This window comes from Clavibacter michiganensis, from assembly GCF_016907085.1.
GTDB lineage: Bacteria > Actinomycetota > Actinomycetes > Actinomycetales > Microbacteriaceae > Clavibacter > Clavibacter michiganensis_O.
In genome coordinates this window covers 393,851-414,114 of the sequence record NZ_JAFBBJ010000001.1, presented here as the reverse complement: position 1 = coordinate 414,114, position 20,264 = coordinate 393,851, and the positions used below count along the sequence as shown (strand labels likewise).

Annotated in this window: 23 protein-coding genes; 5 read left to right on the top strand and 18 right to left on the bottom strand. The window is 72.4% G+C overall.

Annotation, left to right across the window (positions count from 1 at the left end; genetic code table 11):
• Window positions 1–17 precede the first annotated feature (17 nt).
• The 4 genes from JOE38_RS01885 to JOE38_RS01870 all read right to left on the bottom strand — a co-directional run bounded on the left by JOE38_RS01885 (window position 18) and on the right by JOE38_RS01870 (window position 2,503).
• Window positions 18–677: a ribonuclease HII gene (locus tag JOE38_RS01885; protein ID WP_204574617.1), complete on the bottom strand. Its 660-nt coding sequence runs from the start codon at window positions 675–677 to the stop codon at window positions 18–20.
• Window positions 677–1,429, bottom strand: a complete 753-nt coding sequence (gene lepB, locus JOE38_RS01880; RefSeq protein WP_204574616.1) for a signal peptidase I — start codon at window positions 1,427–1,429, stop codon at window positions 677–679. The genes JOE38_RS01885 and lepB overlap by 1 nt, the downstream gene beginning before the upstream one ends.
• A gap of 66 nt (window positions 1,430–1,495) precedes the next feature.
• The gene (gene rplS, locus JOE38_RS01875; RefSeq protein WP_012298189.1) at window positions 1,496–1,840 is read right to left on the bottom strand and encodes a 50S ribosomal protein L19; all 345 of its coding nucleotides are present in this window, start codon (window positions 1,838–1,840) and stop codon (window positions 1,496–1,498) included.
• A 171-nt stretch (window positions 1,841–2,011) separates the two neighbouring features.
• The gene (locus JOE38_RS01870; protein ID WP_204574615.1) at window positions 2,012–2,503 is read right to left on the bottom strand and encodes a hypothetical protein; all 492 of its coding nucleotides are present in this window, start codon (window positions 2,501–2,503) and stop codon (window positions 2,012–2,014) included.
• 70 nt (window positions 2,504–2,573) lie between these two features.
• Between JOE38_RS01870 and map the strand changes: the two genes are divergently transcribed.
• Entirely contained in the window at window positions 2,574–3,341 is a 768-nt protein-coding gene (gene map, locus JOE38_RS01865) for a type I methionyl aminopeptidase (protein ID WP_204574614.1), read from the top strand.
• A gap of 28 nt (window positions 3,342–3,369) precedes the next feature.
• Here the strand turns inward: map and trmD are convergent, their stop codons facing one another.
• The 4 genes from trmD to rpsP are packed head-to-tail and all read right to left on the bottom strand — an operon-like array spanning window position 3,370 to window position 5,330.
• Complete coding sequence (trmD, locus tag JOE38_RS01860) at window positions 3,370–4,056, bottom strand: tRNA (guanosine(37)-N1)-methyltransferase TrmD (RefSeq protein ID WP_204574613.1); 687 nt, start codon at window positions 4,054–4,056, stop codon at window positions 3,370–3,372.
• Between the two features lies 1 nt (window position 4,057).
• The gene (gene rimM / locus JOE38_RS01855) at window positions 4,058–4,699 is read right to left on the bottom strand and encodes a ribosome maturation factor RimM (protein WP_204574612.1); all 642 of its coding nucleotides are present in this window, start codon (window positions 4,697–4,699) and stop codon (window positions 4,058–4,060) included.
• The gene (locus JOE38_RS01850) at window positions 4,677–4,913 is read right to left on the bottom strand and encodes an RNA-binding protein (RefSeq protein WP_204574611.1); all 237 of its coding nucleotides are present in this window, start codon (window positions 4,911–4,913) and stop codon (window positions 4,677–4,679) included. Before JOE38_RS01850 ends, rimM begins: the two co-directional genes overlap by 23 nt.
• 3 nt (window positions 4,914–4,916) lie before the next feature.
• Entirely contained in the window at window positions 4,917–5,330 is a 414-nt protein-coding gene (gene rpsP / locus JOE38_RS01845) for a 30S ribosomal protein S16 (protein ID WP_015490055.1), read from the bottom strand.
• Between the two features lie 273 nt (window positions 5,331–5,603).
• Between rpsP and JOE38_RS01840 the strand changes: the two genes are divergently transcribed.
• Both JOE38_RS01840 and JOE38_RS01835 read left to right on the top strand, forming a co-directional pair.
• Complete coding sequence (locus tag JOE38_RS01840) at window positions 5,604–6,737, top strand: glutamate--cysteine ligase (RefSeq protein ID WP_204574610.1); 1,134 nt, start codon at window positions 5,604–5,606, stop codon at window positions 6,735–6,737.
• Window positions 6,738–6,756: 19 nt separating this feature from the next.
• The gene (locus tag JOE38_RS01835; protein WP_307838818.1) at window positions 6,757–7,950 is read left to right on the top strand and encodes a MarP family serine protease; all 1,194 of its coding nucleotides are present in this window, start codon (window positions 6,757–6,759) and stop codon (window positions 7,948–7,950) included.
• Window positions 7,951–7,957: 7 nt separating this feature from the next.
• Here the strand turns inward: JOE38_RS01835 and JOE38_RS01830 are convergent, their stop codons facing one another.
• The 4 genes from JOE38_RS01830 to JOE38_RS01815 all read right to left on the bottom strand — a co-directional run bounded on the left by JOE38_RS01830 (window position 7,958) and on the right by JOE38_RS01815 (window position 14,749).
• Window positions 7,958–8,335 carry a VOC family protein gene (locus tag JOE38_RS01830; protein WP_204574608.1) on the bottom strand — a complete coding sequence of 126 codons (378 nt, stop codon included), beginning with the start codon at window positions 8,333–8,335 and terminating at the stop codon, window positions 7,958–7,960.
• Between the two features lie 143 nt (window positions 8,336–8,478).
• The gene (gene ffh, locus JOE38_RS01825; protein ID WP_204574607.1) at window positions 8,479–10,050 is read right to left on the bottom strand and encodes a signal recognition particle protein; all 1,572 of its coding nucleotides are present in this window, start codon (window positions 10,048–10,050) and stop codon (window positions 8,479–8,481) included.
• A gap of 50 nt (window positions 10,051–10,100) precedes the next feature.
• Complete coding sequence (ftsY, locus tag JOE38_RS01820; RefSeq protein WP_204574606.1) at window positions 10,101–10,976, bottom strand: signal recognition particle-docking protein FtsY; 876 nt, start codon at window positions 10,974–10,976, stop codon at window positions 10,101–10,103.
• Window positions 10,977–10,996: 20 nt separating this feature from the next.
• Complete coding sequence (locus JOE38_RS01815; protein WP_204574605.1) at window positions 10,997–14,749, bottom strand: chromosome segregation SMC family protein; 3,753 nt, start codon at window positions 14,747–14,749, stop codon at window positions 10,997–10,999.
• A 158-nt stretch (window positions 14,750–14,907) separates the two neighbouring features.
• Here JOE38_RS01815 and JOE38_RS01810 point away from each other — a divergent pair, with 158 nt between their 5' ends.
• Window positions 14,908–16,032, top strand: a complete 1,125-nt coding sequence (locus tag JOE38_RS01810; RefSeq protein ID WP_204574604.1) for a GNAT family N-acetyltransferase — start codon at window positions 14,908–14,910, stop codon at window positions 16,030–16,032.
• 12 nt (window positions 16,033–16,044) lie between these two features.
• Here the strand turns inward: JOE38_RS01810 and JOE38_RS01805 are convergent, their stop codons facing one another.
• Window positions 16,045–16,869, bottom strand: a complete 825-nt coding sequence (locus JOE38_RS01805; protein ID WP_204574603.1) for a hypothetical protein — start codon at window positions 16,867–16,869, stop codon at window positions 16,045–16,047.
• A 240-nt stretch (window positions 16,870–17,109) separates the two neighbouring features.
• Here JOE38_RS01805 and JOE38_RS01800 point away from each other — a divergent pair, with 240 nt between their 5' ends.
• Window positions 17,110–17,265: a hypothetical protein gene (locus tag JOE38_RS01800; protein WP_239544726.1), complete on the top strand. Its 156-nt coding sequence runs from the start codon at window positions 17,110–17,112 to the stop codon at window positions 17,263–17,265.
• A gap of 14 nt (window positions 17,266–17,279) precedes the next feature.
• Here the strand turns inward: JOE38_RS01800 and mutM are convergent, their stop codons facing one another.
• The 5 genes from mutM to coaD are packed head-to-tail and all read right to left on the bottom strand — an operon-like array spanning window position 17,280 to window position 20,247.
• On the bottom strand, window positions 17,280–18,209 hold the full coding sequence (gene mutM / locus JOE38_RS01795) for a bifunctional DNA-formamidopyrimidine glycosylase/DNA-(apurinic or apyrimidinic site) lyase (RefSeq protein ID WP_204574602.1): 930 nt from the start codon (window positions 18,207–18,209) through the stop codon (window positions 17,280–17,282).
• Between the two features lie 6 nt (window positions 18,210–18,215).
• Window positions 18,216–18,932, bottom strand: coding sequence for a ribonuclease III (gene rnc / locus JOE38_RS01790; RefSeq protein WP_119434739.1), 717 nt, complete (start codon window positions 18,930–18,932; stop codon window positions 18,216–18,218).
• A 25-nt stretch (window positions 18,933–18,957) separates the two neighbouring features.
• Window positions 18,958–19,161, bottom strand: a complete 204-nt coding sequence (rpmF, locus tag JOE38_RS01785; protein ID WP_012298174.1) for a 50S ribosomal protein L32 — start codon at window positions 19,159–19,161, stop codon at window positions 18,958–18,960.
• Between the two features lie 2 nt (window positions 19,162–19,163).
• Window positions 19,164–19,736, bottom strand: coding sequence for a YceD family protein (locus JOE38_RS01780; protein WP_086520475.1), 573 nt, complete (start codon window positions 19,734–19,736; stop codon window positions 19,164–19,166).
• A gap of 19 nt (window positions 19,737–19,755) precedes the next feature.
• Window positions 19,756–20,247, bottom strand: coding sequence for a pantetheine-phosphate adenylyltransferase (gene coaD, locus JOE38_RS01775; RefSeq protein ID WP_204574601.1), 492 nt, complete (start codon window positions 20,245–20,247; stop codon window positions 19,756–19,758).
• Window positions 20,248–20,264: the final 17 nt, after the last annotated feature.

Genomic DNA, 20,264 nt, shown 5'->3' with positions numbered 1-20,264 from the left:
CCGACGGCGGACGTGCGTCACGTGCCCGGGGAATCCAGCACGCCGGTGAGCCAGGTGCGGCGATGGAGGTGCGATGCGCCGCGTGCCCGGATCGCGTCGAGGTGCGCAGGGCTGCCGTAGCCCTTGTTCCCGGCCCAGCCGTACTCGGGCGACTCCTCGTGCCACGTCGCCATCAGGCGGTCGCGGTGCACCTTGGCGAGCACGGACGCCGCCGCGACGGATGCGCAGTCCCGGTCGGCCTTCACGCGCACCCGCACGGGAACCGGATGCGCGAGGACGGGCGTGAGCCAGTCGTGGGATCCGTCGAGCAGGACGACGCTGTCGAGGAGCGGGGCGCCGAGGTGGTGCAGCTCCACGAGCGCGCGCCGCCCGGCGAGGCCGAGGCACGCCGTGATCCCGAGCGCATCCACCTCCTCGGCGGACGCCATGCCGACCGCGGAGTGGCGCACCCAGGAGGACACCAGGGGGTGGAGGGCCTCCCGGCGCTTCTCGCTGAGCATCTTCGAGTCGCGCAGTCCCGTCGGGAACTGACCGGGATCGGGACCGAGGGCCGCCATGCCCACCGCGACGGGTCCGGCGAGGGCGCCGCGCCCGACCTCGTCGCAGCCGATGACGAGGGCCGCGCCAGCGCCGAGGAGCTCGTGCTCCAGATCGAGGGTCGGATCCGCGACCGGCATCAGCCGGCGGGGACCGCGTCGGGCACGTCGCCGAACGTCTCGGGGTGGTCGCTGAGGATCGACCAGCGGTCGATGGGCCAGGTGATGACGAACGCACGGCCGACCACGTGGTCGATCGGGACGAAGCCCTTGGTGGGGCCGTCGACGTTGTAGCGCGAGTCCGCGGAGTTGCCGCGGTTGTCTCCCATGACCCAGAGGGAGTCCGCGGGGACCGTGACGTCGAAGTCGACGTCGGAGGCGCGCGTGTCGCCGGGGACGAGCTTGATGTACGGCTCGTCCAGCGGCACGTCGTTGACGCTCATCTGGCCGAGGGAGTTGCAGCAGACGACGTGGTCGCCCGGCAGGCCGATGAGGCGCTTGATCAGGTGGTCGTTGCTGTCGGACGCCGACAGGCCCACCGTGGTGAGCGCCCAGTCGACGGCGGCGGCGATGGGCGGCTTGTCGACCTCGGGCGACGGCGTCAGCCACCCGCCCGGATCGCGGAAGACCACGACGTCGCCGTGCTGCAGCGGCATGAGCCGCGGCGTGAGCTGGTTGACGACGATGCGGTCGTTGACCTGCAGCGTGTCCTCCATGGACTCGGAGGGGATGTAGAACGACCGGATCAGGAACGCCTTGATCAGGATCGAGACGAGGAGGGCCACCACGAAGATGACGAGGACGTCCCGCAGGAACGTCTTCCATCCACGCGACCCGCTGCCGCTGTGCCTGCCCGAGGATCTCGTCTCCACGGGCGCCGTGCTGTCTGTCATTTAACCGCCTGAGCTCCCGGCAAGCATATGCGCCGGGAGCTCAGTGGGATGACAGGTGGGGAAGCGCTAGGAGCGCTTCTCCTTGATCTTCGCCTTCTTGCCGCGGAGGTCGCGGAGGAAGTACAGCTTGGCGCGGCGCACGTCTCCGCGCGTCACGACCTCGATGTGGTCGATGACCGGGGAGTGCACCGGGAAGGTGCGCTCGACGCCGACCTGGAAGCTGACCTTGCGGACGCAGAACGTCTCGCGGACGCCCTCGCCCTGACGGCCGATGACGATGCCCTGGAACACCTGGATGCGCGAGCGGCTGCCCTCGACGATGTTGACGTGGACCTTGACCGTGTCGCCGGCGCGGAAGTCGGGGATGTCCGACCGCAGCGACGCCTTGTCGACGGAATCGAGGATGTGCATGGTGTACCGCTCTCTGCAACCGCCACGGGTCGACTGCGCATCAATGTCTGGAAGGGGAACGGCCCGCATGAGTGGCCGACTCCCCCGTGGCAGGGTCGACGGCAGGCACGATGGCCTATTGTGTCACCTCGGGCGCGTCGAGCGCAAAGCGCGGGATCCCGGCGCCGCCGATCAGTCCAGCCGGATGGTGCGCCCGGCGTCGGGGCCCTCGGCGGCCTTCCACTCGGGCGGTCGCGGCTGGGCGTCGCGCTCGATGACGGCGATGACCTCCTGCATCCGCTCCCGCGTCTCCGCGAGCAGCTGCCGGATGCCGAGCGCGACGAGGGCGACGGCCGCGAGGACCGCGACGACCGCGCACCACGTGCTGACGACGGAGTAGGTGCCCGTGCCGATGACGGCGAGGGTGAGCACGCCCATCGCGGCGGCGTCCGTCGGCGAGACGGCCCGGGCCGTGCGCACGCTCCGTCGGGCGAGCACGAGGCCGAGGGCGGCGAGCACCGCGATCCCGAGCGCGGCCGCCGCGAGCATCACGAGGAGGAGCTCCCATCCGCCGGAGCCGAAGGCCGCCCAGCCCACGAGGAGCCAGGCGGGGAGCACGACGACCGCGGCGAACTGCCAGCGGTAGAGCGCGCGGCGGAGGCCGAGGAGCGGGGACTGCTGCATGGGGCGATGGTACGGGCGGATCCTGGGCGCCACAGGGGCGCCGCAGCCCGTCTCCCGTAGGATCCTCCGCGTGATGGAACTGCGAACGCCCGCCGAGATGGACCAGATGCGACCCGCCGGGGAGTTCGTGGCCTCCGTGCTCACCGCCCTCGCCGCGCAGGCCGACGTCGGCGTCAACCTGCTCGACCTCGACCGCCAGGCGCACAGGATGATCCGCGAGCGCGGCGCCGAGTCCTGCTACATCGACTACCACCCGTCGTTCGGCGCCATGCCGTTCGGCAAGGTGCTCTGCACGTCCGTCAACGACGGCGTGCTGCACGGCCTCCCCCACGACTACCGCCTGCAGGACGGCGACCTCCTGAGCCTCGACTTCGCCGCGTCCGTCGACGGGTGGGTCAGCGACTCGGCCGTCAGCGTCATCGTGGGCACGCCCCGCGACGAGGACGTCCGCCTCATCGAGGTGACGACCGCCGCGCTCGAGGCCGGGATCCGTGCCGCCCAGCCGGGCGGGCGCACGGGCGACATCTCGGCGGCCATCGGCGCCGTCGCGACCGAGGCCGGCTACTCGGTCAACACCGACTTCGGCGGCCACGGCGTCGGGCGCACCATGCACGGCGACCCGCACATCGCGAACCAGGGCCGTCCGAACCGCGGAGTGCCGCTGCGCCCGGGTCTCGTCATCGCGATCGAGCCGTGGTTCCTGCAGAGCACCGACGAGATCTACACCGACAAGGACGGCTGGACCCTCCGCAGCGCCGACGGCTCGCGCGGCGCGCACATGGAGCACACGGTCGCGATCACCGAGTCCGGCCCGCTGATCCTCACCGCCCGCTCCTGAGAGCCGGCGCGGCCGGCGCCGAGTCGGGCTACTCGGGCAGCAGGTCCGGGCGGACGCGGCGGGTGCGCTCGAGCTGCTGTTCGCGCCGCCACGCCGCGATGGCGCCGTGGTTGCCGCTGCGCAGCACGTCGGGCACGGCGAGCCCGCGCCACTCGGGCGGCTTCGTGTAGCTCGGGTGCTCGAGCAGGCCGTCGGAGTGGCTCTCCTCCACCAGGCTCGCGGGGTTGCCGACGACACCGGGCACGAGCCGGCCGATGGCCTCGATCATGGCCATGACGGCGACCTCGCCGCCGTTCAGCACGTAGTCGCCGAGGCTCACGAGACGGACCCGGGCCCGCGTGGCGGTGTGGTCGACCACGCGCTGGTCGATGCCCTCGTAGCGGCCGCAGCCGAACGCGAGGTGCGGCTCGGCGGAGAGCTCCTGCGCCATGGCCTGCGTGAAGACCTCGCCTGCGGGCGACGGGAAGATGACGACGGGATCCGCGTCGTCGGCGAGCACCTCGTCCATGGCCTCGCCCCAGGGCTCCGGCCGCATGACCATGCCGGCGCCTCCGCCGTACGGCGTGTCGTCGACGGTGCGGTGGCGGTCGTGCGTGAACGCGCGCAGGTCGTGGACGCGGAGGTCGATGAGGCCGGACTGACGCGCGCGTCCGAGGAGGGAGATGTCGAGCACCCCGAAGAACTCGGGGAAGATCGAGACGATGTCGATCCGCATGTCAGCGGGCGTCGTCGCCCTCGGGGGCGGGATCGGGCTCGGCGTCGGACGTCGCGGCCGCGTCGGGCGTCGGCGGCTCGTCCGGGATCTCCTCGAACAGGCCGAGCGGCGGCGTGACGACGAGCGTGCCGGCCTCCACGTCGACCGACGGGACGATGGCCTGCACGAACGGGACGAGCACGGTGCCCGAGGGCGTGTCGACGTGCAGCAGGTCCTGCGCCGGGAAGTGGTCGACCAGCGAGACGGTGCCGACCTCGACGCCGTCGCGGAGGACCTTGAGGCCCACGAGCTGGTGGTCGTACCAGGCGTCGGGCTCGGCGGGCTCGTCGGCCGGGGGCGTCATCCAGAGGATGGCCTTGGCGAGCGACTCGGCGGCCGTGCGGTCGGCGACGCCCTCGAAGAAGCCGACGGGGTGGCTGTTGTACCAGCGGAGCTCGGTGAGCGTGAGGGTGCGTCCGTGCCACGGGGACGAGTCGGGCACCTGGAGCGAGAACTCGGCGCCCGGGACGAAGCGCTTGTCGGGGTCGTCCGTGAACAGCTCGAGCTTGACGGCGCCCTTGAGCCCGTGCGCCTTGGTCAGCCGGCCCACGCGGAACGCCGCGGGGTCACGGACGATGTCCTCAGGAATCGGTGTCCACCACATCGACGCGGACGCGCTGGCCGTCGGAGAGAGCCGAGACGAGCGTCCGGAGGGCCTTCGCGGTGCGACCCGCTCGGCCGATGACCCGGCCGAGGTCCTCGGGGTGCACGCGCACCTCGAGGACCTCGCCGCGGGGGGATCCCTTGCTCGTCACGGAGACGTCGTCCGGGTGCTCGACGATGCCCTTGACCAGATGAGCGAGCGCGGGAGCGAGCATGGGCTAGGCCTGCTCCTCGGTCGACTCGGCCTCGGGCGCGGCGGCCTCGGGCGCGGGTGCGGCCTTCTCGGTCTTCGGCTTGAGGACCGGCTTCTTCTTCTCGTCCGCGACGTAGGCGGGCTTCGCCTCGCGGGTGCGGACGGTGGAGACGGCGTCCTTGTCGCCCTTGAAGCGACCCCAGTCGCCCGTGAGCTTGAGGAGGGCCTCGACCTGCTCGGTGGGCTGGGCGCCCACGGAGAGCCAGTACTGCGCCCGCTCCGACTGGACCTCGATGAACGAGGGCTCCTCGGTGGGGTGGTACTTGCCGATCTCCTCGATGACGCGGCCGTCGCGCTTGGTGCGCGAGTCGGCGACGACGATGCGGTAGTACGGCGCGCGGATCTTGCCCAGGCGCTTCAGACGGATCTTGACAGCCACAATTCTCCTGAATTTCTTTTGTGTGGGGTGAACTGACGGCCGTGAGCGTGGGGGCACACTCGGCATTGGTTCGATGGGGTCTCGCGGCGCCTGATTAGAGGGTCGGACGATCGCGGACTCGACAGATCATTATGGCAGACGCCGGGCCGGGCCGGGACCCCTCCCGTCGGCGCGCCGCACGGCGTCATCGCCCGACCGCCCCGCGGGGTGCGTGGCATGATCGGACGACACCCGGCGCATGCGCCCCGAGACCCCGTGGACGGCAGGACCCGCATGCAGATCGACTTCGCCCACCGGCCCCCGTCCCGCGTCGGGATCGAGTGGGAGCTCGCGTGCGTCGACCGCGGCTCCGGCGAGCTCGCCGGCGTCGCTCCCGAGATCCTCCGCTCGTTCCCCCACGACGACGCGCACCCGCACGTGACCGGGGAGTTCCTCACCAACACGGTCGAGGTGGTCAGCGCGCCGCATGCCCGCGTCGGGCACGCCGTGGACGACCTGGCGCGGCTCATCGAGCGGGTGGTGGAAGTCGCGGATCCGCTCGGCATCGACCTCATGTGCGCGGGCACCCACCCGTTCAGCTCGTGGCCCGACCAGGACGTCACCCCGGACAACGAGCGCTACGCGACCCTGCTCGACCGCACCAGGTGGTGGGGGCGGCAGATGATGATCTGGGGCGTGCACGTGCACGTCGGGATCGACGACGGGTCGAAGGCGCTCCCGATCCTCAACGCGCTCCTCGTGCACCTCCCCCGGTTCCAGGCCCTCAGCGCGTCGAGCCCGTACTGGTCCGGGCAGGAGACGGGCTACGCGTCGAACCGGGCGCTCATGTTCCAGCAGCTGCCGACCGCGGGACTGCCGCCCGACCTCACGACGTGGGCCGACTACGAGCGGCTCGTCGGCGACATGACCCACGTCGGCGTCATCGACCACCACAGCGAGCTGCGCTGGGACATCCGGCCGGCGCCGAAGTGGGGCACCCTCGAGACGCGCGTGTTCGACGGCGTGTCGACGCTCGGGGAGATCGCGTCGCTCGCGGCGCTCGTGCAGTGCCTGGTGCACGACATGTCGGCCGCGCTCGACCGCGGCGAGGAGCTCCCGCGGATGCAGCCCTGGTACGTGCGCGAGAACAAGTGGCGCGCGGCGCGCTACGGGATGGACGCCATCATCATCCAGGACGCCGCGGGCGAGGAGGCCCTCGTCGGCGACGACACCCGGGCGCTCGTCGAGCGCCTCTCCCCCACCGCGGACGCGCTCGGCTGCGAGGCGGAGCTGCGCGGGATCCTCGACATCGTCGACCGCGGCGCGAGCTACCAGCGGCAGCTGCGGGTGGCCGAGGAGAACGACGGCGCGCTCGCCCCCGTGGTCACGCACCTCGTCGAGGAGCTGCGCTCAGGATTGGGCCGGTGACGCGGGGCAGACTGTGCAGGTGAGCCCCGCCGTCGACATCGTCATCCTCGTCGTCGCCGTGCTCGCCGCCCTCGCCGGCTGGCGTCGCGGGGCCATCGTGACGGTCGCCGGGCTCGCGGGCATCATGCTGGGCGTCCTGCTCGCGCTGTGGATCACGCCGGCCTTCCTCGCGCTGCTCGACCAGTTCGGCGTCGCCACCGGGATCGCCCGCACCCTCGCCGCGGCCCTGCTCATGCTCGTCACGACCTCGCTCGTCAGCGGGATCCTCGCGCAGGTCGCCAGCGTCCTCACGCGCCTCCTCCGCCCGCGCGGCGCCGCGCGCGGCCTCGACCGCGGGATCGGCGCCGTCGCGGGCCTCGCGGCCTGGGCGGTCTCGGTCTGGTTCATCGGCGGCTTCCTCGGCTCCAGCGGCGTGATCCCGGCGGTGCAGCTCGCGTCGTCGTCGCGCATCGTCGCGGCGCTCGACCGGGTCAGCCCCATCTCGAGCGGCACCGCCCTCGCGGCCCTCGACGACGCGCTCCACGACGTCGGCTACCCGCGCGTGTTCGCCAACGGCGAGGAGGCGATCGCCGACACGGCCGCGCCCGACGCCGAAGTCCCCGATGCCGTGCGCCGCTCCGCGTCGAGCGTGGTGAAGGTCCTCTCGTCGGCGCCCGCCTGCGGCACGTCCTCCTCCGGCAGCGGCTGGGTCGTGCAGGGCGACCGCATCGTGACGAACGCGCACGTCGTGACCGGGTCCGACCAGGTCTACGTGCAGCAGGGCGGGACGGGCCAGCTCCTCGAGGCGGACCTCGTGGTGTTCGACCCCGCGCGCGACGTCGCGATCCTCGCGGTGCCCGGCCTCACCGCGGCGCCGCTCGCGCTCGGCGACGAGCTCACCGCCTCCGACGAGGCCGTCGTCGCGGGCTACCCGGGCGGCGGGCCGTACCAGGCCACCGGCGCACGCATCCGCGAGGTGGTCGAGGCTCTCGGGACCGACATCCAGCACGAGCAGCCCGTCACGCGCGAGGTGTACTCCGTGCGCGGCACCGTCCGGCCCGGCGACTCGGGCGGCGCGCTGTTCGACGCGCAGGGGCGCGTGGTCGGACTCGTGTTCGCGACCTCGACGGTGGACTCCCAGACGGGCTACGCCATGACGCTCGACGAGATCGCGCCCGTGCTGCAGCAGGCGAGCGCGACGACCCCGGTGGACTCCGGGCGCTGCTCCCGCTGACCGGGCGTCAGGTCGCGACGACGGAGAGCACGTTGCCGGCCGGATCGCGGAACCACGCGATGTCGGGGCCGTGGCCGCGCATGATGCCGCGCGCGTCCGTGGGCATCCCGGCGAAGATCGCCGTCTCGACGCCGCGCGCGTTCAGCTCGACGACCGCGTGCTCGACGTCGTCGACCTGGAGGTTCAGGACCGTGAAGGTCGCGGGCTCGTGGCCGGGCTTGGGGTACACGAGGACGCGCGCGCCGGATCCGGGGAGCACGAGCCGGAGCATGCCCATCTCGGGCACCTCCTCGACCTCGAGGCCGAGCGTGTCCCGGTAGAAGGCGAGCGCGGCGGGGACGTCGTCGACGCTGAACCCGCTGAATGCGGTGACGGGTGCGAACACGGGGAGCTCCTGACGCGCGGACCGCGACGGGCGCGCGATGCTGCCTCCACGCTGGCACGCCGGGAGGCGCACGTCGAGGGAGACGACGACGGCGTCCTCCCGATCGGGGAGGACGCCGACGTGGACCGTGCGGGTCGACCGGGTCAGCGGCCGAGGAACTTCTGCAGCGAGGCGAGCTCCTCCTCGCTCGGAGCGCCGTTGGCGCCGCCCTTCGCCGCCCCGGCGAGGCCGAAGCCCGATCCCGCGGGGGCCGTCGGTCCGCCGATGCGCTGGCCCGACGCGAGCGCCGCGTTCTCCTGCGCGCGCTTGGCCGGGTTGCCCGACTTCGAGCCCTTCTTCTTCTGCTGCACGGGCTTGCGGCTCGAGTGCGCGCCGGGCATCGGGCCCATGCCGGGGATCTGCGGCATGCCGCCGCGCGCGACCGTGCGCATCATCTTCGAGGCCTGCTCGAAGCGCTGCACGAGGCCGTTGACGTCCGTGACGGTCATGCCGGATCCGCGCGCGATGCGGAGGCGGCGCGATCCGTTGAGGAGCTTCGGGTTCTGGCGCTCGGCCTTGGTCATCGACTGGATGATCGCCTCGGTGCGGACGATCTCCTTCTCGTCGAAGTTCTCCAGCTGGTCCTTCATGGCGCCCATGCCGGGGAGCATCCCCATCATCTTCTTGAGGGAGCCCTTGCCGCGCAGCTGCTGCATCTGCTTGAGGAAGTCGTCGAGCGTGAAGGTGTCGCTCGCGAGCTTCTGGGCGACCTCCATCGCCTCCTCCTCGTCGAAGGCCTGCTGGGCCTGCTCGATGAGGGTGAGGATGTCGCCGAGGTCGAGGATGCGGCTCGCCATGCGGTCGGGGTGGAAGGGCTCGAAGTCGTCGAGGCCCTCGCCCGTGGAGGCGAACATGATCGGGCGGCCGGTGACGGAGGCGACCGAGAGGGCCGCTCCTCCGCGCGCGTCGCCGTCGAGCTTGGAGAGCACGACGCCCGTGAAGTCGACGCCGTCCTGGAACGCCTTCGCGGTGGCGACCGCATCCTGGCCGATCATGGCGTCGATGACGAAGAGGACCTCGTCCGGGTCGGTGGCCTTGCGGATGTCGGAGGCCTGCTTCATCAGCTCCTGGTCGACGCCGAGCCGGCCGGCCGTGTCGATGATGACGACGCTGTACTGCTTGTCGACCGCGTGCTTCATCGCGTCCTTGGCGACGCGGACGGGGTTTCCCTTGCCGTTGCCGGGCTCGGGCGCGAAGACGGGGACGCCCGCCTGCTCGCCGACGACCTGCAGCTGCTGCACGGCGTTCGGGCGCTGGAGGTCGGCGGCGACGAGCATGGGCGTGTGCCCGTCCTTGGCGAGCCACTTGCCGAGCTTGCCCGCGAGGGTCGTCTTGCCCGCGCCCTGGAGGCCGGCGAGCATGATGACGGTCGGCGGCCTCTTGGCGAACTGGATGCGGCGCTGCTGGCCGCCGAGGATCCCGACGAGCTCCTCGTTGACGATCTGCACGACCTGCTGGGCGGGGTTCAGCGCCTGGCTGACCTCGCCGCCGAGCGCGCGCTCGCGGACGGACGCGGTGAACGCCTTGACGACGTCGAGCGCGACATCGGCCTCGAGCAGCGCGCGGCGGATCTCGCGGACGGTGCCGTCGACGTCCGCGGCGCTGAGCTTGCCCTTGCCGCGCAGGTTCTTGAAGGTCTCGGCGAGGCGGTCCGAGAGTGTTCCGAAGGTAGCCATGGTGGGTCCAGCTTAACCGGCGTCGGAGGTCGCCCGAGCCGGGGCGCGGGTCAGCCGACCAGGTTCTGCGCGAACACGTGGGGCGTGAAGCCCGTGAGGTCGCCGATGCCCTCGCCCTGGCCGATGAGCTTGATGGGGATGCCCGTGCGCTCCTGGACGTTGAGGATGAAGCCGCCCTTCGCGGATCCGTCGAGCTTCGTGATGACGAGGCCCGTGACGCCGCCGTGCTCGATGAAGGCCTGCGCCTGCGCGAGCCCGTTCTGCCCGGTCGTCGCGTCGAGCACGAGGAGCACCTCGGCGATGGGCGACTGCTTCTCCACCACGCGGCGGATCTTCGACAGCTCGTCCATGAGCCCGCCCTTGGTGTGCAGGCGGCCGGCCGTGTCGATGATGACCATCTCGGTACCCGTGCGCATCGCGTGCTCGACGGTCTGGAAGGCGACGCTCGCGGGATCCTGGCCGGGCTGCTGCGGGCGCACGATCTCGGCGCCCGCGCGCTCGGCCCAGGTCGCGAGCTGGTCCACCGCGGCCGCGCGGAAGGTGTCGGCCGCGCCCACGACGACCGTGCGGCCGTAGTTGCGGAGGAACTTCGCGAACTTGCCGATGGTGGTGGTCTTGCCGACGCCGTTGACGCCGACCACGAGGACCACGGCGGGGCGGGCGCTGAGCTTGAGCGTCGGGTCGTGCTTCGCCAGGCGCTCCTCGATGCTCTCGCGGAGCATGCGTTGGAGGTCGCGGGGGTCGGTCGTGCGGTAGCGCTCGACCTTCTGGCGGAGGTCGTCGATGGTGGCCTCGGTGACGTCGGGGCCGAAGTCCGCGGTGATGAGGGCGGTCTCGAGGTCGTCCCACGTGGTCTCGTCGATCGTCGGCTTGGCGAACATCCCGCGGAGCGCGCCGGAGAGGGACCAGGGGGTGCGGGCTGCCATGTGCCCAGCGTAGCCGCGGGTCAGGAGGCGGCCTGCTCCTCGGGGGCGGGATCGGGCACTCCGTCGGGCTCGTCCTCGCCCGCGGATCCGGGTGCCGGGTCGGGGCGGGCGTCGCGGCTCACGCGCTGGCCGACGACCGCGCTCACGCCGTCCTGGCGCATCGAGACGCCGTAGAGCGCGTCGGCGATCTCCATGGTGCGCTTCTGGTGGGTGATCACGATGAGCTGCGAGGTGTCGCGGAGCTGCTCGAGGATCGTCAGCAGGCGGCCGAGGTTGGCGTCGTCGAGGGCAGCCTCCACCTCGTCCATGATGTAGAACGGGCTGGGCCTCGCGGTGAAGATCGCGATGAGCAGGGCCACGGCCGCGAGCGAGCGCTCCCCGCCGGAGAGCAGCGACAGGCGCTCGATCCGCTTTCCGGCCGGGCGCACACTGACCTCGATGCCCGTCGTGAGCAGCTGCTCGGGATCGGTGAGGTGGATGCTGCCGGTGCCGCCCGGGAAGAGGATCGGGAAGACGCGGTCGAAGGCCTGACGGGTGTCCTCGAACGCGGCCGCGAACACGCCCTGCATGGTGCGGTCGATGTCGTCGATGATCGTGAGCAGGTCCTTGCGCGTCGCGGTCAGGTCGGCGAGCTGCTCGGTGAGGAAGAGGTGGCGCTGCTCGAGCGCGGCGAACTCCTCGAGGGCGAGCGGGTTCACGCGGCCGAGCTGCGCGAGCTTCCGCTCCGCCTGCTGGAGGCGGGCGCGCTGCTCCTCGCGGTCGAAGGGGCGGGTGGGGACGGGCGGGGCGTCCGCATCGTCGTCGTCGGCCTGATCCGCGGGAGCGGCAGCGGCAGCGGCAGCGGCAGCGGCAGCGGCAGCGTCGTCCTCCGTGGAGGCGCCGTCGGGCAGCTCCTCCTCCACGGGATCCGCGTCCGAGTCCTCCGCGGCGGCCCGCGGGCGCTGCCGCGGCGGCAGCGGCGCCTCCTCGGGGACGGGCACGTCGGGCCCGTACTCGGCGACGAGCACCTCCTCCCCCAGGCCGAGCTCGCTCGCGGCGCGCTCGAGGAGCTGGGAGACCTGCAGGCGCTTCTCGTAGATCTGCAACTCCAAGCCGTGCACGTCCTCCGTGATGCCGTGCAGGCGCGTGCGCAGCTCGGCCTCCTCGCGGCGGAGCGCCACCAGCTCGGCGTTGCGGCCGGCCCTCGCCTCCTCCGCGCGGGCGAGCACGAGACGCGCCTCGGCGGTGCTGCGGTCGGCGGCGCGCACCACGGCGGGCAGGGCGTCGGCGACGGACGCGGCGCGGGCGATCTGCCGGCGGCGGATCACCTGGCGGCGGGCGGCCTCCTCCGCCGCGGCGCGCTCCGCGGCGAGGCGGCGCTCGAGCGCGACCGTGCGCTCCTGCTCCGCCCGCACGCGCTCGCGGGCCGTCTCGACCTGAAGGCGCGCCTCGATCTCGGCCTCGCGCGCCGCCTCCCACTCGGCCACCAGCGCGTCGCGGCCGCTCGCGTCGAGCACGGGCCGGGGGCGGGAGCGCGCCTCGTCGAGCGCGCGGCGGGCGGCGTCGTTCGCGGCGACGGCCTCCTCCACGGACGCGCTCGCGAGATCCAGGCCGCGCTGCACGCGCGCCAGCTCGGCGGCGGCCGACTCGGCCTGCGCGCGGGAGCGGCTGAGGCGCTCGGCGTGGGCGGCGAGGCGCGCATCGGCCTCGCGGAGGCCCCCGAGCGCGGCGGAGGCGCGCTCGCGGGCGGCGCGGAGGCGCTCGCGGCCGGCCGCGAGGTCCACCTGGAGGTCGTCGATGCGGGCGCGGACGCCGGTGAGGGTGGCCGCGGCGGCCTCGCGCGCGGCGACGAGCTCGAGCTTGGAGCGCGTGGCGCCGGATCCGCCGCGCAGCACGTGCGCGGAGACGACCTCGCCCGCGCGGGTGATCGCCGTGGCGGGCGCGTCGGGTACGTCGAGGAGAGCGACCGCCTGCGCGAGGTCGTCGACGAACACGACGCCCGCGAGGATCCGCCGCACGCCGTCGGGCGCGTCGACCACGGAGGACGCGGCGATCGGGCCGGCGGTCGACGGCTCGGCGACCTGTCCGTCGGCGGATCCCGCGACGACCACCTCGACGCGCCCCAGGTCGTCGTCGACCGCCCGGCGGAGCGCGGCCACGGCGTCGTCGTGCGTCTCGGCGAGCACGGCGTCGGCGAGGGACCCGAGCGCCGCCGCGACCGCGGCCTCGTAGCCGGCCTGCACGTGCACGTGCTCGGCGAGGAGGCCGCGGATGCCGGTGAGGCCCGCGGCGACGAGGTCGCTGGATCCGTCGCGCTGGTCGAGCGCGCTCGCGAGGGCCTGCTCGCGCGCGGCGAGGGCGTCGCGCTCGCGCTCCTTCGCGTGCAGCTCCTCGCGCACGGCCTCGATGGCCGACTCCTCGCTCGCGACGTCCGCCTGCGCGTCCTCGTAGGCGCGGGTGAGCTCCGATCCGCCCTGCTCGTCGGCCTCGCCCTCCGCCTCGCCGCGCTCCCGCTCCGCCTCCGCGGCGACCAGCCGGGCCCGCGCCGCGTCGAGCGCGTTCTGCTGCCGGAGCACCTCGCCGCGCACGGCTGCGAGCCGGGATCCCGCGGTCTCCGCCCGGCCTGTGAGGCCCGCGATCTCGAGGTCGTGCCGGGAGACGAGCGCGCTCTGGGCCTGGATCTCCTCGTCGAGCGCGTCGAGCGCCTGCCGCGCCGCCGCGGTCGCCTGGCGCGCGGCCGCCCAACCCGCCTCGGCCTCGGCGATGAGCGTCACGAGGCGCGCGGCCTCGTCGCGGGACTCCTGCACCTGCGCGGGCGTGGTGCCGGTCGCGGCCTCGGGCGCGTCGTCGGCGGATCCGAGGAGCGCGAGCCGCTGCTGCGCGAGCGAGAGCAGGTTCCGCAGGCGCTCCTGCACCTGCTCGAGGGCGAACGCCGTGCGGCGGGCGCCGTCGACCTCGTCGCCCTCCTGCTCCTCGACGATGCGCTCCGACCGGATCACCGCGCGGTCGAGCTTCTCCTGCAGCACCATGCGCTCGGTCGTGCGCTCCTCCTCGGTGCGCGTGTGCTCCGCGAGCGCGCGCCGGAGGGTCACGACCTCGTCGGCCACGAGCCGCGCGCGGGCGTCGCGGACGACGGCGGCGACGGTCTGCGCCTGCCGCGCGACCTCCGCCTGCCGGCCGAGCGGCTTCAGCTGGCGGCGGATCTCCCCCGCCAGGTCGTTGAGGCGCGTGAGGTTCGCCTGCATGCCCTCGAGCTTGCGGAGGGTGCGCTCCTTGCGGCGCCGGTGCTTGAGGATCCCGGCCGCCTCCTCGATGAAGCCGCGCCGCTCCTCGGGCGTCGCGCGCAGGACGTTGTCGAGGCGGCCCTGGCCGACGATGACGTGCATCTCGCGGCCGAGGCCGGAGTCGCTCAGCAGCTCCTGCACGTCGAGCAGGCGGCAGGACGTGCCGTTGATCGCGTACTCGCTGCCGCCGTTGCGGAAGAGCGTGCGGCGGATCGCGACCTCGGTGTAGTCGATGGGCAGCGCGCCGTCGGCGTTGTCGATGGTGAGCGTGACCTCCGCGCGGCCGAGCGGCCCGCGCGTGGAGGTGCCGGCGAAGATGACGTCCTCCATCTTGCCGCCGCGGAGGGTCTTGGCGCCCTGCTCGCCCATCACCCAGGCGAGGGCGTCGACCACGTTCGACTTGCCGGATCCGTTCGGCCCGACGACGCAGGTCACGCCCGTCTCGAACTGGAACGTGGTCGGCTGCGCGAACGACTTGAACCCCTTGAGGGTCAGGCTCTTCAGGTGCACGCCCGTCGCCCTCCTCGCGTGATGGTCTCGATCACGGTACCGGACGGGCGGGCCCGGGCCGGAAGCCGCGCGCGAGCGGATCCCGGCCCGACGTGACGCCGCTACCGTGGACGCGCGCCGACCGACGACGGCCGCGCACGCCGACGAGGGAGCCGACCATGCCGCACGACGCCGACGCCCTGCCCGTGGTCGTCGAGGAGGTCGTCCCGCCGACCGCACCGGGCGCGCACGGCTGGGACGACTTCGTGGCGCTCACCGACGTCGTCAACCGGGCGCAGTCGCACGACCTCGGGCACGACGCGTTCGTCTGGCTCCCGCAGGAGCTGATCCCCGACTACGCCGACGTGGCGCACGTGCGGAAGCGCCTGTTCGCCGCGCGCGTGGACGGCCGGATCGCCGGCCGGGGGCTCCTCACGACGTGGCTCAACGACCCGACGACGTCCGACGTGGCGGTGTCCGTGCTCCCCGAGCACCGGCGTCGCGGGATCGGTCGGGCGCTGCGGGAGCGCGTGGAGCGGATCGCCCTCGACGAGGGCTGCCGGACGCTCATGGGCTTCACGATGCACCGCGCCGAGGCGAACGGCACTCCCATCCCCTCGCCCACGGGCATCGGCGCGGTCGGGGCGGACGACCCGTCCTCCCGCTTCGTCGTCGACGCCGGCTACCGCCTCGGCCAGACCGCGCGCACGAGCGTGCTCGACACCGTCGCCGCCGCCCCGACCCTCGCCGCGCACCTGGCCGACGCGCGCCGCGCCGCCGGGGACGCCTACCGCGTCGTCTCGTGGGTCGACGCCACGCCGGAGCACCTGCTCGACGACCTCGCCGTGCTGCACACGCGCATGTCGACCGACGCGCCGCCCGGCGACCTCCCGCAGGTCGAGGACGCGTGGGACGCCGGCCGGATCCGCGACGCCGAGGCCCGCCGCGCATCCGCGGGTCGCACGGGGCTCACCACCGCCGCCCTGCACGTGGGGACGGGTCGGCTCGTGGGCTTCACGGAGATCGCCGTCTCCCCCAGCGGCCGCCGCTCCGACGGCCACGCGTACACCTACCAGCAGGACACGCTCGTGCTCGCCGAGCACCGCGGCCACCGCCTGGGCATGCTCCTCAAGGCCGAGAACCTGCTGCTCCTGGCGCGCGAGGCACCCGAGGCGGACCGCGTCGTCACCTGGAACGCCGACGAGAACCGGCCGATGCTCGCGGTCAACGAGGCGCTCGGCTTCCGGCACGTCGCCACGAGCGGGAGCTGGCTGCGGGAGGTCGACGCGGGCGATGTCGGCTGAGCGACTCGTTCCTCAGGACCGCTTGCCGCGCAGTTCCGCGCGGATGTCTGCGCTCCAGACCAATGCTCCACCCGAATGACTAGCACCACACCAATCGAGCCGCTGCCCACGCCAATCATCGATGGGCTGATCGGTGACGAACATCCAGCTGTTCGCGTCCCTGCGCCATTGCTCCTCAGTCAATGTCCATGCGCCCAAGATGGTGGAAGTCGACTTCTGGACCGCGACGAGTCGATCGACATCGCGGGGAACCAGACCGCCGGCAGTGCGCTTCTTATCACGCCGAGCATTAGCCGCCCCCAAGCCCCACCACCGCGTAGCACGCTGGTGGAAGATTTCGGCATCCCGACCTCCATGGAGTGCTGGGCGGCGAACGCCATCACCGACGTCATCGATGTCGTCATGATGCAGTGTGACGATGGCGGTCCGCTCCAGAGCGTCGTAGCGAACCGACCCCTCGCGCTCGTAGACAGCTGGCGTGAGGTGCTTGGACGAGCCGACCTTGGCGATGTTCGTGACATTCAGAAGGTCCTCTGCACGCTTCTCGTCGACGATGACCCCGACACCGACAGCAGCGGCGGCGCAGATCGCAGCGCTCTCCGCACGCTCCGCCGACGCTCGATCCTTGAAGGGCTCCGTGGTGATGAACACCTTCGTCGCAGACTCCGCGAGCAGCGCTGCGGCCGCGTCGTTGTGATGCTCCCAGACGCGACCGGGGCTGTTGCCGATGCCGACGTAGACCTTCTTCAGCTCATCATTGCGATAGATGTATAGATACGTACCCGTCATGATTTGCCCCTCTCGAGTGGGCTCTGCGGATTCGGCTGCGTTCTTCAAGCCCAGTGGAAGCCTCAATACTGGGTCGCCCTGTTGATTTTGTGCGTTCACAGCAGATCAGCTGTGGCCGCATCCACATCGATAACCCCGACATGCCGGTGACCTTGATCAGACAATAGTCCGATCCGGAGCCGCCATTCAATGCCCCCTTTCGAGTCAACGGCGTTCGGTTTCTCCACCCGGGAAGCCCCGATTTTCGGCTCCGCGACGCGGAGCCATCCGTGACCTCACCCGCCAGCGTTGCCCCCAACGACATTCTGGGCACCGGAGGCGGACCGCGTCGTCACCTGGAACGCCGACGAGAACCGGCCGATGCTCGCGGTCAACGAGGCGCTCGGCTTCCGGCACGTCGCCACGAGCGGGAGCTGGCTGCGGGAGGTCGGGCCGGCGCGCTGAGCCCGGCGTCAGGGTCAGGCGGACTCGGGATCCGGCAGCGGCTGGCAGTGCGGGCACAGGTGCGAGCCGCGGTTCATGAAGGCCTCGCGCACGATCGGCGTGCCGCAGCGCGGGCAGGGCTTCCCCTGCTGGCCGTAGGCGTTGAGGGAGTGCGAGAAGTAGCCGGACGCGCCGTTGACGTTGACGTACTGCGCGTCGAAGCTCGTGCCGCCCTCGGCCAGCGCCCTCGCGAGCACGTGCCGCACCTCGGCGAGGAGACGCAGGGCGCGCCCGCGACCGAGCTGATCCGTGGGGTGCGCGTAGTGGATCCGCGCCGCCCACAGTGCCTCGTCCGCGTAGATGTTGCCGATGCCGCTCACGAGCGTCTGGTCGAGCAGCGCGCGCTTGATCCCCGTGCGCCGCCGGGCGAGGCGGTCCAGCAGCAGCTCGTCGTCGAAGGCCGGGTCGAGGGGATCCCGCGCGATGTGGGCGACCTGCGTCGGCACGAGAGCCGCCTCGGATCCCCGTCCCCCCGCGTGCCCGTCGGGCGTCGCGACGAGGCGGTCGACGGCCATCGAGCCGAAGATCCGCTGGTCGACGAACGCGACCACGAGCTCGCCGTGCACGGGGTGCTCGATGCCCATGCGGATCCGCAGCAGGCCGTCGGGGTCGGAGCCGGGCTCGCGGAGGAGCACCTGCCCGCTCATGCCCAGGTGCGTGACCAGGGCGCGAGGGCCCGTCGCGTCGCGCCGGGCGTCGGGCTCGAGCGGCAGCCACAGGAACTTGCCGCGGCGGACCGCGGAGGTGATCACGCGGCCGACGAGCAGGTCGACGAAGGCGCCCTCGAGCGGGTCGTGCCGCTTGAGCGAGCGCGCGTCGAGGATCTCGACTGCGGTGATGCGGGCGCCGGCGACCGCGGGCTCCAGGCCGGCGCGGACGACCTCGACCTCGGGGAGCTCGGGCACCGCGGGTCAGGCCGTGGTGCGCGCCTCGAGGCGGGTCCACGCCTCGAGCGCGGCCGTCATCTCGGCCTGCTTCTTGCTGGATCCCTCGCCCGTGGTGCGGACGGCCCCGCCCACCGTGACGACGGCGTGGAAGCGCTTGCTGTGGTCGGGTCCGCTGTCGCTCACGTCGTAGACGGGCGCGGGGAGGCCCTGGCGCGCGGCGCTCTCCTGGAGAGCGGTCTTCGGGTCCATGGCGGCGCCGAAGCGCGCCGGATCCTCGAGGAGCGGCGCGATGAGGCGCAGCACGAGACCGGTCGCGGCCTCTCCCCCGGCGTCGAGGTAGCAGGCGCCGATGATGGCCTCGACCGTGTCGGCGAGGATCGACGACTTGGCGCGGCCGCCCGTGAGCTCCTCGCCGCGGCCGAGCAGCAGGTGCTCGCCGAGCCCGATGCGGGTGGCGACCTCCGCGAGGGCGACGCTCGAGACGAGGCTGGCGCGCCGCTTGGCGAGCTCGCCCTCGTCGAGGTCGGGGTTCTCGAGGTAGAGCATGACCGTGACGGCCTGCCCGAGGATGGAGTCGCCGAGGAACTCGAGGCGCTCGTTGTGCGGGATGCCGCCGTGCTCGTACGCGTACGAGCGGTGGGTGAGCGCGAGCTCGAGGAGCTCGGGGCTCACGTCCACGGCGAGGAGGCGCCGGAGCGCGTCGCGGTCGCCGTGGACGCGGGATCCCGTGGTGTCGGTCATGTCCGACGTGCTGCGCGGGTCGCGACTAAACGTCGGCGACCTTGCGGCCCTTGTACTCCATGTACAGGGGCGTGCCGGCGGCGTCCTCGATCACGCGCGCACGGTGCGGCATGGAGTAGACGACCTTGCCGTTCTCGATGGTCTTGACGAGCGTGGGAGCCTCGGCCTTCCACTGCGAGCGACGCGCACGCGTGTTGGATCGGGACATCTTCCTCTTGGGTACAGCCATGGCTAACTCTCATCTCTCTGCGTTTCGGTGTCGGCGTCTTCACGCGCCGCACCGCTGTCTTCGGAAGCTCGGAAGCCGGACAGGGCTGCCCAGCGCTGATCGATCACGGGCTCCGGGTCGGAGTCCGCCAGGACCAGGCTGATGCCGGGACCCAGATCGAGATCGAGGTCCTCGCCCGGCACTTCGGGCTGGAACGGCAGTGAAAGGACCACCGCATCCCGGATGACCGGCTCCAGGTCCACGTGCTCGTCCTGGACCTGGTAGTCGAAAGCTTCATCAAGACTGTACGCGAACATCTCCGCGAAATCGACCTGGACACGCTCCTGCATGTCGGCGAGGGTTCGCGCCGACTGCCCGTCGGCCACCGTGTCGACCTCGCCGGTGGCCAGGATCCCGTCGTGCAGGGACTCCAGTCGCACGGTGACGCGCATCTCCCGGCCGGCGGGGACGGCGATGAGGCCCTCCCCCATGCGCTCGGGGGTGACGATGGTCAGGTCGAGCTCGCGCATCTCCCCGGGTCGGTGCACGATGTCGTGGACGTGGACCGTGAATGGGGTCTTCTGGAACCTGGACACCCGTAGATCCTACGGGGCGTCAGCCGGCGCGCCGGACGGCCAGCGCCTCCTGGACGGCCGCAGGGACGTACGGCGCGACGTCGCCGCCGAGCGCCTCGACCTGGCGCACGAGCGAGCTGGACACGTGCGCGTGCGCGGGGTCCGGCAGCAGCAGCACGGTCTCGACGTCGGCCAGATCGCGGTTGACGAGCGCCATCGGCGTCTCGTACGTCACGTCGAGCTGCGACCGCACGCCCTTCACGAGCACGGTCGCGCCCACCTGCCGGCAGTAGTCGACGAGGAGGCCCGCGCCCCACGAGTCGACGCGGACGGTCGCGGGCAGGCCGGCGTCGCGGATCACGCGCTCGATGAGGGCGACGCGCTCCTCGAGCGGGAGCATCGGCGTCTTGCCGGGGTTGTGCACCACCAGCACGACGAGCTCGTCGTAGAGGCGGGCGGCACGGCGGATCACGTCGAGGTGCCCGAGCGTGACGGGGTCGAACGATCCGGGGACGACGGCGATCCGCTGCATCCCGCCAGCCTAGGGCG

Bases quoted from the DNA above. Each gene is read 5' to 3' on its own strand.
- JOE38_RS01885 (WP_204574617.1), bottom strand. From the start codon at position 677: ATGCCGGTCGCGGATCCGACCCTCGATCTGGAGCACGAGCTCCTCGGC.
- lepB (WP_204574616.1), bottom strand. From the start codon at position 1,429: ATGACAGACAGCACGGCGCCCGTGGAGACGAGATCCTCGGGCAGGCAC.
- rplS (WP_012298189.1), bottom strand. From the start codon at position 1,840: ATGCACATCCTCGATTCCGTCGACAAGGCGTCGCTGCGGTCGGACATC.
- JOE38_RS01870 (WP_204574615.1), bottom strand. From the start codon at position 2,503: ATGCAGCAGTCCCCGCTCCTCGGCCTCCGCCGCGCGCTCTACCGCTGG.
- trmD (WP_204574613.1), bottom strand. From the start codon at position 4,056: ATGCGGATCGACATCGTCTCGATCTTCCCCGAGTTCTTCGGGGTGCTC.
- rimM (WP_204574612.1), bottom strand. From the start codon at position 4,699: ATGTGGTGGACACCGATTCCTGAGGACATCGTCCGTGACCCCGCGGCG.
- JOE38_RS01850 (WP_204574611.1), bottom strand. From the start codon at position 4,913: ATGCTCGCTCCCGCGCTCGCTCATCTGGTCAAGGGCATCGTCGAGCAC.
- JOE38_RS01840 (WP_204574610.1), top strand. From the start codon at position 5,604: ATGCAGATCGACTTCGCCCACCGGCCCCCGTCCCGCGTCGGGATCGAG.
- ffh (WP_204574607.1), bottom strand. From the start codon at position 10,050: ATGGCTACCTTCGGAACACTCTCGGACCGCCTCGCCGAGACCTTCAAG.
- ftsY (WP_204574606.1), bottom strand. From the start codon at position 10,976: ATGGCAGCCCGCACCCCCTGGTCCCTCTCCGGCGCGCTCCGCGGGATG.
- JOE38_RS01810 (WP_204574604.1), top strand. From the start codon at position 14,908: ATGCCGCACGACGCCGACGCCCTGCCCGTGGTCGTCGAGGAGGTCGTC.
- rnc (WP_119434739.1), bottom strand. From the start codon at position 18,932: ATGACCGACACCACGGGATCCCGCGTCCACGGCGACCGCGACGCGCTC.
- rpmF (WP_012298174.1), bottom strand. From the start codon at position 19,161: ATGGCTGTACCCAAGAGGAAGATGTCCCGATCCAACACGCGTGCGCGT.
- coaD (WP_204574601.1), bottom strand. From the start codon at position 20,247: ATGCAGCGGATCGCCGTCGTCCCCGGATCGTTCGACCCCGTCACGCTC.